This is a genomic window from Bosea sp. AS-1, from assembly GCF_002220095.1.
Taxonomy (GTDB): domain Bacteria; phylum Pseudomonadota; class Alphaproteobacteria; order Rhizobiales; family Beijerinckiaceae; genus Allobosea.
Window position 1 is genome coordinate 446,703 of the sequence record NZ_CP022372.1, and the last position, 13,363, is coordinate 460,065.

The window sequence follows — 13,363 nt, forward strand, 5'->3', positions numbered from 1 at the left end:
GACCAGCCATCAAGCTGAGGGCGGCCGTATGGGCCGCCCTTTTTTCTTGCGGTCAGCGCTTCGCCGCCACGGCCGCCGACCAGGGCGAGGCCGCGTCGCTCGATCCTTCCGCGCCCTCGCGAGACACCTGGATGAAGTTCGGGCAGGCGAAGTTGATCGGCAGCACGGCGTGCTCGACGAGAGCCGTCGGGCCTGCCGCTTCCAGCGCTGCGATGGTCTGCGCCGGCAGGCGCAGGTCGGCATTGGTCGAATCCGGGCCGGAGACGTCGATGCGCGGCTGATGCGCCGTCCGTTCGGTGTCCATCCCGAAATCGAGCTGCCAGGCCAGCGTCTGGTAGATGCTGGCGAGGATGCGCCGGCCGCCGGAGGAGCCCGCGGCGAGGCGCGGCCAGCCGCCGTCCTTCGGCGTGACCACCACCGGCAGCATGTTGCAGAGCGGCCGGGCCCCCGGCGCGATGGCGTTGGCGCTGCCGGGGCGCGGGTCGAACCACATCATGCCGTTGTTCATCAGCACGCCGGTCGAGGGCAGCACGACGCGACTGCCCATCGAGGAGAGCAGCGTCGTGGTGACGGCGACGAGGTTGCCCTCGCGGTCGACCACGGTGAGATGCGTCGTGCAGGTGTCGCCCGGCTCCTTCGCCGCGGCGGCTGCGCCGAGCCCGGCCAGCCGGTCGCTGTAGGCCTGCCGCATCACCTGGGAGAGCTGGGTGAACCAGGTTGCGGACGGCCCGTTGGCGTCGACCGGAGCATCGGCCATGCCGGCGACGACCCGCTCGAGCGTTGGTGCGGCTGTCAGCCCTCCGGCCGTATGGATCAGGTGGCTGTCGCGCCAGGCGATGGTCGGCGACTCGCGGAGTTCGGCCCGGCAATTCGCCAGATCCTCGGCATCAACCACGCCGCCGCTCGCGGCGATGTCCGCCGCGATGCGCCGGGCGATGTCGCCACGGTAGAAATCGTCGAGGCCGGCCGCCGCCAGGCGCTCGAGCGTCGCGGGCAATTCGCCCAGCACCATGAAGCCGGGCGTGCCCTGATAGGGCGGTACCGGCGGCAGGCCTCCAGGCAGGTAGATGCGGGCGCTTTCCTGGTAGAGCCGCAGCACCGAGGCGGAAGAGGCGACCTTCAGCGTCGTGTACCAGTCGGCCGGCAGGCCGCGCTTCGCCAGCGCGATGGCGGGGCCGAGAAGATCGGCGAGCGGCAGCTTCGAGCCGAAGGCTTCCTTCAGCTTGGCATAGCCCGCGACCGAGGACGGCGTGACAAAGGAGAGCGGGCCGTGGATGTTGCGATCGCCGACGACCTCGGGCCAGGTGAAGAGGTCCTTCTTCATCTCGCCGGTGAGGGGATAATCGGCGGGATTGGCCCGGCGCGACGCGACGGGGCCGAAATCGACAACCTGGGCACGGCTCTCGCCAGCCTTGAGCACCACCGCGAAGCCGATGCCGCCCAGGCCGCTGTTCCAGGGCTCGAGGGCGGCCAGCGCGAAGCAGGTCGCGACGGCGGCGTCGGCCGCGTTGCCGCCCTGTTCGAGGATCGCGACGCCGGCTTCGGCCGCTTCCCGGTTCTGCGAGACGACGATGCCGTGTCGGCCGGCGGCCGACGGCTTCGTCAGATTCCAGTTCTGGCTGCGATAGGGCGTAGCGGGCGTGTACACGAGGCGACCTCCGAGATTTGTCGGCGGCCGCATACTGCATGGCGATGCCGGAGAGGTCGAATGCGTCCTGCCAGCGTTCGGGCCGCGCTCAGCGCAGGGCGCTTGCCGGCAGGATGTCGGGTGTCAGAAGACGTTGGGGTAGATGTAGCGGATGATCACGCTCTGGATGAAATAGATGATCAGCAACAGGATGATCGGCGAGATGTCGATGCCGCCCATATTGGGCAAGCGCTCGCGGATCGGCCGCAGCACGGGTTCGGTCATGCGATAGAGCATGTCCCAGACCGTGGCGACGAACTGGTTGCGGGTGTTGATGACATTGAAGGCGATCAGCCAGCTCAGAACGGCCGAGGCGATCAGGATCCACACATAGATCTGCAGGGCGAGCAGAACCACGTCGAGAACGGCACGCATCGATCTTCCTTTTTTCGGCCAGTCCGGGATGTTGCCGCAGAATATCGTCGAGACCTGCCGAAAGAGGCAACGGAAGCGATTGACATCCACGCGACGCACGGCCTAGAAGGCCAGCGCCTTGGGGCTGTAGCTCAGATGGGAGAGCGCTGCAATCGCACTGCAGAGGTCAGGGGTTCGAATCCCCTCAGCTCCACCAGGCAAATCGCGCAAGTGATTGATTTCCCAGCAAAATTTCGGATCGATTTGGGGCTGGCCCTATTTTTGGCCCTAGTCCGCGCATCGGTTGCCTACGCTTTGCGGCGGGCGGCTACGGACGATATGCCGCGCCGGCAGTCTCATGGATTCGGGGCCAACCAAAGGCTCTGCGAGGGGCTCTTCCATTTTTGAGCAAGTTTGGCCAACTGTGACGGTTGCGTAATTGTTGATCGCTATCGAGGACGATGCCGGCCTACAAATCTGAAAGACGATGCGGGCAGAGAACATCAATCCGTCCATTCTCACGTGGGCGCGCGAGACGGCCGGTCTCTCCGTTGAGGAGGCGGCTGTGCGCCTCGGGCTGTCGGCAACGGAAGCCTCGAGCGCCGAGGAAAAGCTGCTGGCTCTGGAGGAAGGCGAGCGCAAGCCGACCCGCAACCAGCTTCTCAAGATCGCGAGCGTCTATCGCCGCCCGCTGACCGCATTTTACATGGCCGCGCCGCCCGTGATCGGGAACAGAGGCGAGGACTTCCGTACAATCGCCGGGCAGGTTTCGGCCAAAGAGACAGCACTGCTCGATGCCCTGCTGCGCGACATTCGCGCCCGTCAGGATATGGCGCGCTCAATCCTTGAAGATGACGACGACACGACGCCTCTTCCTTTCGTCGGCCGGACATCGATTCGAGAGAATGTCGCGCTCGTGGCCGACACGATCCGCCAAGCACTCGGCATCGCCGCTGCGCGCGATATGCGCCGCTTCAACGGTCCTGAGGCGCTTTTCAACGATCTGCGCGAGCGCGTCGAAAAGATCGGCGTGTTTGTGCTTCTCGTCGGCAATCTTGGCTCACACCAGACGAACGTCAGCGAGAGCATCTTTCGCGGTTTTGCCATAGCCGACGAGATCGCGCCTTTCATCATTATCAATGACCAAGACGCCAAGGCAGCCCGCTCCTTTACGCTCATCCATGAGCTGGTGCATATTTTCGTTGGGTCGACCGGCGTCAGCGGATCGCCGTCAGCCGTAGAGCCTGAGACGCCCGCGGCGCGCGTTGAGCGGTTTTGCAATGACGTCGCCGGCGAATTTCTGCTTCCCACAGGCGAGCTACCGGCGATCGGCCAAATCACCGAGGGCGCGGAGCGCGAGGTCATCCGCATGGTTGCGGAGAGCTGGAACGTTTCGGAGCCGATGGTCGCCTATAGATTCCAGAGAACAGGACGCATAACCGAAGCGAAATATCGGGAGCTGGTAGCCCTTTATGCCGCGCGCTGGCGCCAGGTCCGTGAGCGCGCTCGCGAGCAGAACCGCGAAGCAGAGGGTGGCCCGAATTATTACGTCGTCAGGAAGCATCGACTTGGCCGGGCGCTTCTAGGCCTGGTAGGCCGCACGCTGCGTGACGAGGCTCTAACCCATACCAAGGCCGCAAAGATGCTCGGGGTGAAGCCGAGCTCCGTAGAGCCGCTACTGCGAACATCCGAGCGCGTTGGCCCCTTCGCCCCGGTCGAGAGGTAAGCGGTGCTGTACCTCCTCGATGCCAACGTGTTGATACGGGCGCATGAAGATTACTACCCGATCGACCGCGTGCCGCCCTTTTGGGACTGGCTGATCGTACAAGGCAGGGACGGCCGGATCAAAATGCCGTTCGAGATCCATGACGAGATTGCGGTCGCCAACGGTCCTTTGAAGGATTGGATCGTCGATCGCGATGTGAAAGAGGCGCTGCTGCTCGATGAAGAGGTCGATCAGGAGGTGTTCAATCGCGTTCTTGATGAAGGTTACGGGCAAAATCTGACCGACGCTGAACTGGAAGAGATCGGCCGCGACCCGTTTCTCACCGCCTATTGCGTCGGCCAAGAGAGGACAGTTGTCACCAAGGAAGTTCCACGCCCGGGCAAGCGTCGCGCCCGACGTAAGGTGCCTGATGTCTGCTCACAATTTGCGGTACCATGGATGAACGATTTTGCGCTCTATCGCGTACTCGACTTCCGCGTCAGATGATCTTCCCCTCAGACCGCGCTGACAGAATGGGGCAGGGCCGCACCAAGGAAGGCGGACCGTGGCTGTTCGGCTGAGTGACCCGCCTCGAGGCTCTCGAACGAATACAGCGTAGCACTGCCGTGCCGCACATCGCCGCGAAGGCCTCTTTCTTCAGACCGCTAGAACTGTCCGAATAAGTCAGCGCTGCGAACTGGTGCTACGCCTCACCTCGTCAACGCACGCGACAAGGGGCGTCACGTACAAGCGCTTCCAACTCAATTTGAACCTAAGCAGCCCCCACGCGAGAAGCGCATACGCCATTTTGAGTGAATCAATGATTCATTTTCTCATCCTTCTTGCAATCCTGATTCGAGTGATCTAGTGATTCATTATTGCACCGGAGATGGCATATGCACCCGCTTCGCGAACACGGAATTCAACGCAGCGCGACCTATGAAGAGCGGTCAGAGGCCTTTGGCAGGTGGTTCGACGCTGACGTGGATGCCGCCACGTCGCTGATCCCGCTAGTCACCCGCCTTGGACAAAATTTGGAACGCATCGTCGGAGGCGAGCAGACCGCACGCGCCTTCGGGCAACTCGATAATTGCACGGTCAACTGGCAGGAGGCTGTTCAAGAGACGGGCTTCTACCTCGGGACGAAGTTGGGAGAGAAGCTGACCACCCTGTCGGCCTATGCGGTATTTGGACTCCTTGATCCCGGTGGTTCGAGCGAACAAGAGATCCGCGAGACCCTCGAAACGGTTGAAGAGCTGCTCCTCGACTGCCCTCCCGATCGTTGGTTGCCTGACGCCGAACGAGAGCCGCTCTTTCCGACCCTTCTGATGGCGAGGGCGCGGTGGAATCTCGACAACGCATCTGGCGTTGCCGCAGAGGGCTTAGCTCTGCTGGGAAACGTCAAGCTCAGCCGTATCCGCAACATGATGTCCGGGGCCACGCCCGAATTGCCAAAGGACGCCGCTGGTCTCCTATCGAACGAGGCCGCCCGCGCATGGCTCGATAAAAGAGATTCCTTTCTGCCGACGATCTCGAAAGGTGAAAACGCGGCGCAGACGGACGAGGCGACGGCGATGACGCCTGTTTTTGTTCCTGTCGCTCGCGACGGCTCGATCTTCACGCCCAGCACAAACCGTGGTGGACACTACCAGATCGGCGATAAGGGCTCCGAGGAAGTGTTCCAGGACTATGACGAAGCACTGCTCCGGCTTCAGGCTATGCCTGTGGCGAAGTGGCGGCGTCCCAACGAGAACGACAACTGGGGCATTGTTAGCGCAATCGAGTGGCGCCGGGTTGATCGCAACACCCTCTGATCGACGCACCACCGCCAGCGATCACATTTTCCCATTCGATCCTGCCTGAACGACGCCCTGCTTCAGCGGCGCCGAGCGGTGGATCGCCGACAAATTCGGAGTTGAGATGGACATCACCCGTCACGCGCAATTGCGAGGTATCCAGCGCAGCATTCCAGCGGAGATCGTCGCAACGATCTTCGCTTACGGCACTCAGCATAAGGCCCCCGGAAGAGCCATTCGGCTGATGTTCGACAGGGCTTCCATCGCCTTGGCCGCCGATGGGAGTGATCGTCGGCGATCAGAGTTAGAGCGCTACAACGGCGTGTATCTCGTCGTTGGCGAGCACGGGCGCGTAGTCACCGCCGCGCGGCGGTATCGGCGCTGGTTCAACTGATCTTCCGGAATGGCGAGAACGAACAATGGAATATTCGGCCCGCAATGCCCTTGACGCACTCTTGCAGCAGACTGCTCGCAGGACCGCTGATGCTCCTCAAAATGAGCGTGGGCTCTATGGCTTGATCGATCATCTCGGCCATCTGCGCTATATCGGATCAACCAGCTCTACGTCGCAGAGCCTGTACAAACGCATCCACCAGCGTCACCGCACCGGCTCAGAAGACATGAGCCACTATTTCTCGTACATGTACAACGTGGGGCGCATGTGGAGAGACAGGAAGGACCTGTCGACTGTGGCAGATGGCGGCTACGCTAAGGCATTACGCAACGCGTTTGTCGCGGATCATTGCGCAGCAATTTGGCTTCCGATCCCGGGGCACGTCGATATCTCAGCCCTGGAACGGGAAGTGATAGCGATTGCTCCCGCTGAAGCCATCGCTTGGAATCGAAAAGCGGCGGCAGCCTTCGAGGAGCCTCAGCACCTCGTCGATCTGACCATTGCTCGGCTCGGATGGGGACCGGCTCACATTGAGGCGATCGAACGCCAGCGGCGGCGCTATCTCACCACGCTGCGAAAGGATCACTTCACTCCCCCGCCGGAAGCTCAACGCTCCGTGAGGGATCTTCCGCTCGGAGAGTTCCGGTTTGTCGCGCTTGATGTTGAGACGGCAAATTATAATTGCGCCAGTATCTGTCAGATCGGGCTGGCCTTTGTGCGCCCAGACAGGACGATCCAGACGTGGGTGACTTATATCGACCCGCAGACAGACGATTGGTCATGCAGCCGGATTCACGGGATAACTGCTCGCACGGTTCGAGGCGCGCCGACGTTCGATCAGATCCTGCCTCTGCTCGAAACGGCTTTGACCGGGCAAGTCGTTTATCAGCATTCGAGCTTCGATCAGACCGCGATCAACGCCGCGTGCACCCACGGTGGAATCAAGCAGCCTACTTGGGTGTGGCGGGACAGCGTTCAGGTCGCGCGTGGGGCCTGGCCAGAACTCAAGGGCAATGGCGGGCATGGTCTTGCTTCGTTGAAGCGGCACCTTGGCCTGAATTTCGTCCATCACGATGCGGAGGAAGATGCGCGAGCATCGGCCGAAGTGGTGCTCCGGGCGGAAGCTTTAGCGGCACTTCGGACCCCGCCGGTGGTCCAGGTCTTGACCGAGGCGCAAGTTTCGCCCCAGCAGCTTCAGCGCCGTGCTCGATCGAGCACGGAAGCGACACCCACGCGGGTGACCAGCGCCCCCGTGACTGACACGGTCGTCCGCCATCTCGGCATCACGAGAATTACCGAAGGCAACATCCGGCATAACCACATTTACCTCCGTCATTTCTTCGATAAGTTCCCGTCAGAAGCCGTGGGAGGCTCAAACCGAGCTAGCTCTGCGTCGACAGAAATCTCCATCGACTGGGGCGGGGCGGATCCCGTTCTCACTGACCTTGATGGTGATAAGAAGTTCTTTCGAAGGCGGGGGTGGGTTGCGCAGTTTTTCAAGCTGAACAAAGTTGCTGTTGGTTCAGCCGTATCGGTGGACGAGATTGCCCCGCTTCGCTACCGCGTAAGTCTGATCGCGCTGTGAAGAGCGAGTTGATCTTGCTGCTGAGCTATCTGTATCAAGTCTCGCCCTACAGGCTGGAACAGGTGCTGGATAGCCTATCGAGAGCACGCCAACCATCGGCCTAGCGCGGATTGCCGCGGGGCTCAGAGCTAAAATTGGCTACGAGCTCTCGATTTGTTCTGGAGAAGCAGCTCGACGTCCACGACTGTCGCTTCAGACTCTCTAAGCGAGCCGAATCGGCTAACTTGGCGAGTTCTCCAACTCGCTGACAGCTCTACCGCATATGCCTACCGACCGCACCTCCCGCCTGCTGACAACAAAGATCGCCGACTTCTGCCAGAGGCGTCTGAAACCCTTCCTTGGCGCCGATACCGAGCGTCTCCAATCCTACCTCCAACACCTCATAGTGCACCGAAAGGACCCGCCGACCAAGGGACGCGGCGTCGACTGGAGAGCCATTGCTGAGTGCTGCGAAATTGATCATCCGCGTATCGCTTCAATCAAGGAGGAGGTTCGACCGGCACTCGACGCAATCGTGCGGGCGTTCAATGTCGCCGCTAGGCAGGAGGCAGAGCCGAGGTTTCTTGCTACCGGGAAAGGCAATGACGCGGCCCCTGAGGAAGGCAGCCCGGCGAGGCGTCGTTCCGCATCTACTCCCCGCGCTCGCCACCAGCCCGACCTCTTCGCGGAACAAGTCCCCACCGAGACCCGCAACCTCTCTGGTCGAGAGCAAAAGCGCGGCGTCAGGCCTAAGGAGGTGGTCGAGTTTCCTCAGGCGCTCGACGATAGCTGGGACGATCCAGGCACCTTTCGCGAAGCCCTTACGCTCCACATGCGGCGTCACGGTGAAACGTATTGGCACCTCCATCGAGCCGTCGTCGAGGCCGGTGAGCGCTTCGACATAAAGACCATCCGGAGCTGGGTTCAAGGAACCCGAGCACCAGCCACCACCGACAGCTTGGCGATCCTCCGACGCATAGAGCGACGCTATCGCCTGCCGGATGGGTATTTCCAGGCGAAGCTGCCTCACCGGGGTCGGGCGGCCAGAGGCCACGAGCTGGACGACATCAGTCCATCTGAGCGCCGACGGTTAGCTTGGCACCTCCCAGATAACTTCAATTCCTTGCCGCTCGCGGAGCGAGAGACGATCGTTGAGTGGGTCAGACGCGTGATTATCAGCGGCGCGACGGACTATCGGCGGTTCCAAGCCGCAGCAGCCAAGCAGCGCTATGCCATCCGTTTTCCCGGCGTCGCATATGGTCGATCCGAACCCGTACAGGATCTGGGTCAAGCCGCGGCGCAGGACGAGGGAGCGCCCCTGACCGATCCGGACCTGCTTTCCGGTGTCGTCGATGCGCCGCCACAGCTCACCATGGAGATGGCCGGCCTCGTGCGCTTCAAGACATCGACGCTGACCGCCCTTGGCCTCCAACGCAACGGCGTCTGGGGAGAAGAAACGACCTCGCAGAAGATCGAGCATCTCGGCTTGATGCTCGGAGCATTGGCAGCTTCGCCGAAGGGCATCGTGCGTGGTTTCGGCGTCCCGCTCGAGCATCTGACGCTCGGCCTCCTCGTCTTCCCGGGCATCTGGGATTGGTACGTCCAGTGGCGAGAACGCCGGCGCGGCTTCTATACCGCTTGGGAGGTCGACATGCTGCGCATCGCGCTTGCGCTGACGCGCCAGGAAACCGGCTGGTTGCGCCAGCATGGCCAACTCGTTCAACGGGTTCGTCCCATCTCGGGTTTGGTTACCGCTGAAGAGATTGAACGCGCGCGAACTGACTGGGACGGCGCGTGCGATGCGTTCTACAAACATGCGACCAACCGCGCCAAAGAGATCCAGCGGGTAGCTCGGGTCCACCGCGATCCATTCGAGCCCATCATGCCAGTGCTCGAGGCTCCAAGCCCGGTTGGCGAGTACCGCAAAATCACAGAGGAGATTTTGAAACGGATGCCCGATCCGAAGCGCTATCCGCGTGGCGCCGCGGAGGCCATAAGGGCATTTCTGCTGCTGCGCCTTGGGCTGCACCTAGGACTGCGCCAGAAGAACCTACGTCAGCTGATGGTTTGCCCGCGCGGCCAATTCCCCCGCTCGGAGCGGCAGCTCGAGGACATGAAGCGCGGCGAACTGCGCTGGAGTGACCGGGATAGTGGATGGGAGGTCCTTATCCCGGCTGTGGCCTTCAAGAACGCCACATCGTCATACTTCGGAAGCAAGCCGTTTCGGCTGGTTCTGCCCAACCTCAGCGGCCTCTACGACCATATCGAGACCTACATCGTCCGGCACCGGAAGGTCCTACTCTCGGGGGTAGAGGATCCCGGCACGTTCTTCGTGAAGACCGTGAAGCAGACGAGCACCGACCCCGCCTATGACCAGACCACGTTCTACGAGGCTTGGCGACTGACGATCCAGCGCTATGGCATATTCAACCCCTTCACCGGTCGAGGAGCGATCCGAGGACTCCTGCCGCACGGTCCGCACAACGTCCGAGATGTGCTTGCGACACACATCCTCAAGCAGACCGGCTCTTACGAGCAGGCGAGCTACGCCATCCAAGACACACCCGAGATGGTCCAGAACCACTACGGCCGCTTCCTGCCGCAGGACAAGGCGGCATTGGCAGCGAAGATCCTGAACCAAGTCTGGGAAGCGGCTTGATGTCGACGCACGGGCAGATGCGCAACATGCCCCTTTCGATCTACAGGAGGGCACATCGGCCGAAAGACAACCGCATTAAACAGTTGCACTGCCGAGCGATGTTCTCCAAGTTGATGTGGACCCAAAAAATGGGCGCGCATAGTTTCTGTGCGTATCAGCGGGCTGGGGAGCCGTGGTGGACAACGCGAAGTTCGGACTTCGCTGGGGAGTCGAGCAGCGGCTCGAGTTCATCGAGTTCCGCCTGTTCTGGCAGGGCCGTGTGAATCGCAGCGACCTGATGGAGCAGTTCGGGGTCTCGGTTAACCAAGCCTCCACCGACTTGAACCGCTACATCGGCATCGCGCCCGATAACATGCTCTACGATAAGAGCGCGCGGACCTATGTTCGTACTCCCGGCTACAAGTCGCGGTTCCTTGAACCCGACGCGAGCCGCTACCTCGCCCAGTTGCGATCGGTCGCCGACGGAATCGTAGATCGCGAGGATTCCTGGATCGCCGGGCTACCGCCCTTTGCGTCGATCCCAATGCCCGTCCGCGGTGTGAACCCGGTGTCGCTTCGATCGGTGGTTGGCGCCATTCGCCAGTCTGAGGCGATCGAGGTGAAGTACCAATCCCTGTCTAGTCCGGAACCTCGTTGGCGCTGGATTGCTCCACACGCCATCGCGTTTGACGGATTCCGTTGGCACGCCCGGGCGTTCTGCGTGTCGGACGAAGCCTTCAAGGATTTCCTGCTATCCCGGATGCTCGAGATTCGAGGGTCGCGGGAGAGCAGCGTGCCAGCGGAGAGTGACCGCGATTGGAACACGCGGGTCACGCTGGAAATCGGGCCTCATCCCGCTCTTTCAGAATTGCAGGCCAAGGTCATCGCGCTCGACTACGGAATGCGTGGGGGCACGGCGACGATAACTGTTCGTCGAGCGCTACTTTACTACGCGCTCAGGCGACTCGGTCTCGATACGGATCCCGGCGCGAGGGAGCCGAAGGATCAGCAGATCGTGCTTCTTAATAGGAAGGTCGTCCATGAAGATCATGGATAGGCTTTCCCGCATCCTCGGCAGTCGCATCGAGACAACGAGCGACCCGGAAAGCCGCCTTCTTGACCCATTCGAGATTCGCCTGATTGCAGACGGAAAGCTCGAGAAGCTTTCCGACTTCGCTCGATCCTCTCGACTTCACGCGGTGGATCCGAAGGGGGACACACCACTCCACCTTGTCGCGCGCATGGGGAATCTTGCCCTTTGCGACCTCTTCATTCGGTCAGGTTCCGATGCGGGATCATTGAACCATGATCGGCAGACACCTGCCGATGTCGCATTTGCCGAAGGCCAACACTTGGTCGCGCAGCTACTGTCTTCGCTTGCTGCGGAGGTGCCAGAATCCAAACAGGTCGACGAGCTCGACGATGTTTCGGAGACCGAGATCGCCCCGGTTCGGACCGATGCAGGCCTAGAGCATTGCTCGACAGTGGTTCACGAGACGGAGTCGAATGGCACAGTTGATGATTTGAGTGACCTGCTGAGTTTCGAGGCCGAGAAGGAGCCAGAGGAGTTCTTTGGCCAGTCTGCGAGCGAGCATGCTTCGGGGACATTCGTCGCGGTCGTTAGTCCAGCACCAACGGTTACTGATAATGGGGACGGGGACTGGGATCTCGACCTTTCACCTGCACAAATTGCTGGAGAGGGCATCGGCTCTGGCGCCGCCGTAACCGACCACGGTACAGAGCACGACTTCCTTAAGGTCCGCAACCGTGGCCCGCGATCGGCCAAACGCGCCGTCGTTCAGAACGGCACTCGGCTGTCAATCGATCCGGAAATCTGCATCACCTGGGTAGAGGAGGCTAGGGCGAAGGGGCGGTGCTCGTTGGATGACATCGACGGCTTGATCGCACTTTGCGAAGGCAATGGTGAGCTCGACGAGTTGCGCATCAACCTCCAGCGCAACATGGAAGCTGCGGGCTTCTACTTGGTCGATCAGACCTCCGAGCATGATGACGGTCTCTGGGACGCCAGAGCGGACATCTCCTCCGATGAACTGGTAGAAGCAATCGAGGCGACCCTCACTCGAGCGACCCGGCTGCCCGGAACACAGCGCTTTGTCATGGACAAGTCGGACGAACGCCAACTGCTGGAGCCCATGGTCCGTGCAAAGCAGGAGCTTCAGCTGGGAATTCTTGGCTGCGAAGCAGCTGTCGAAATGATCCTCGGTGTTTTCGATAACATCCGCGACGGCTGCCGGGATCCCGGCTCCGTCTCGCTAAGAACCATAATTCCATCGCGCCCGAACCACACCGACACGGCGGAAGTCATGGCTGCTGGAGAAATCCTAAGGTCCTGGCAAACCAATGGCCGAGCCATGGACGGGAAAAGGCGTAGGCAAGCGCTCGCCGCACTGGAAGCACTGGATTTCAATTTGGCTTTCCACAAGGAGCTCATCCGCTCACTGGAACAGGACCCGGCGCGCCAAGAGCAGGCTAGCCGGTTGGATGCCCAGATTTCAGTCTTCGAGGCCGCAACCGAGCACCTCATCCGTGAACACCTGCCTTACGTACGACGCTTCGCGTCACGCAGCGTGGAGGAAGGCGAAGACCCCGAGGACGTTTTCCAAGTGGCATACATAGGACTGCAGCGATCCACGAGGCGCTTTGATCCAGAGCGCGGTTATCGCTTTCTCATCTACGCCACCTATTGGATGCGGCAGGCCATCACACGATGGCGCGCTGACGAAGGCACAGCGATCCGTATCCCTGTGCACCGGAGTGAGAAAATCGCCAAGCTTGATCGCGCTATGGGCAGGCTCGACGTTCGAGTTGACGGCATTGTCTCTGACAATGAACTCGCAACCGAGCTGGAATGGACACTTGACGAAGTGAGACAGTTTCGCGGGATTCCCCGTGAGCCCGAGTACCCTGAGAGCATTGACGACTGGCACGATCTGCTGCCCGAATGGAATGACTTGCATCCCTTTGATCGGGCAGAGACCGAAAGGATCGTCGCAGACGCCTTGGCTGAGCTGCAGGAGCGTCAGGCTGACGTGATCCGGATGCGCTTCGGAATCGGGCGCGATGCCGAAATGACCCTCGAAGAGATCGGGCAACTCTATGGGGTGACGCGCGAGCGCATTCGCCAGATAGAGGCGAAGGCGCTCAACTACCTTTCGCATCCAAAGCGCAAGCAGCGACTTCAGGCTTTGCTGGGGATGTGACGGC

10 protein-coding genes and 1 tRNA gene are annotated in these 13,363 nt (G+C 61.2%); 9 read left to right on the forward strand and 2 right to left on the reverse strand.

Annotated elements, in window-relative coordinates; genetic code table 11:
* Positions 1–52 precede the first annotated feature (52 nt).
* Together CE453_RS03815 and CE453_RS03820 are read right to left on the reverse strand one after the other, a co-directional pair.
* Entirely contained in the window at positions 53–1,648 is a 1,596-nt protein-coding gene (locus CE453_RS03815) for a gamma-glutamyltransferase (RefSeq protein WP_198302252.1), read from the reverse strand.
* A 123-nt stretch (positions 1,649–1,771) separates the two neighbouring features.
* Positions 1,772–2,062 (reverse strand): YggT family protein, encoded by a 291-nt coding sequence (locus CE453_RS03820; protein ID WP_089173376.1) that lies wholly within the window; start codon positions 2,060–2,062, stop codon positions 1,772–1,774.
* A gap of 120 nt (positions 2,063–2,182) precedes the next feature.
* On the opposite strand from CE453_RS03820, the gene CE453_RS03825 reads away from it, so the two are divergent.
* From CE453_RS03825 to CE453_RS03865, 9 genes are all read left to right on the forward strand, one after another.
* A tRNA-Ala gene (locus CE453_RS03825) sits at positions 2,183–2,258 on the forward strand.
* 270 nt (positions 2,259–2,528) lie between these two features.
* Complete coding sequence (locus tag CE453_RS03830) at positions 2,529–3,767, forward strand: XRE family transcriptional regulator (RefSeq protein ID WP_089173377.1); 1,239 nt, start codon at positions 2,529–2,531, stop codon at positions 3,765–3,767.
* Positions 3,768–3,770: 3 nt separating this feature from the next.
* Positions 3,771–4,253: a DUF4411 family protein gene (locus CE453_RS03835; RefSeq protein ID WP_089173378.1), complete on the forward strand. Its 483-nt coding sequence runs from the start codon at positions 3,771–3,773 to the stop codon at positions 4,251–4,253.
* Between the two features lie 389 nt (positions 4,254–4,642).
* Positions 4,643–5,560 carry a hypothetical protein gene (locus CE453_RS28895; RefSeq protein ID WP_198302253.1) on the forward strand — a complete coding sequence of 306 codons (918 nt, stop codon included), beginning with the start codon at positions 4,643–4,645 and terminating at the stop codon, positions 5,558–5,560.
* Between the two features lie 106 nt (positions 5,561–5,666).
* Positions 5,667–5,936, forward strand: a complete 270-nt coding sequence (locus tag CE453_RS03845) for a hypothetical protein (protein ID WP_089173379.1) — start codon at positions 5,667–5,669, stop codon at positions 5,934–5,936.
* 25 nt (positions 5,937–5,961) lie between these two features.
* Entirely contained in the window at positions 5,962–7,521 is a 1,560-nt protein-coding gene (locus tag CE453_RS03850) for an exonuclease domain-containing protein (protein ID WP_089173380.1), read from the forward strand.
* A gap of 262 nt (positions 7,522–7,783) precedes the next feature.
* Positions 7,784–10,159 (forward strand): hypothetical protein, encoded by a 2,376-nt coding sequence (locus CE453_RS03855; protein WP_089173381.1) that lies wholly within the window; start codon positions 7,784–7,786, stop codon positions 10,157–10,159.
* 175 nt (positions 10,160–10,334) lie between these two features.
* The gene (locus CE453_RS28900; protein WP_248307934.1) at positions 10,335–11,195 is read left to right on the forward strand and encodes a WYL domain-containing protein; all 861 of its coding nucleotides are present in this window, start codon (positions 10,335–10,337) and stop codon (positions 11,193–11,195) included.
* Positions 11,179–13,359, forward strand: coding sequence for a sigma-70 family RNA polymerase sigma factor (locus CE453_RS03865; RefSeq protein WP_198302254.1), 2,181 nt, complete (start codon positions 11,179–11,181; stop codon positions 13,357–13,359). The genes CE453_RS28900 and CE453_RS03865 overlap by 17 nt, the downstream gene beginning before the upstream one ends.
* The last annotated feature ends 4 nt before the right edge of the window (positions 13,360–13,363 follow it).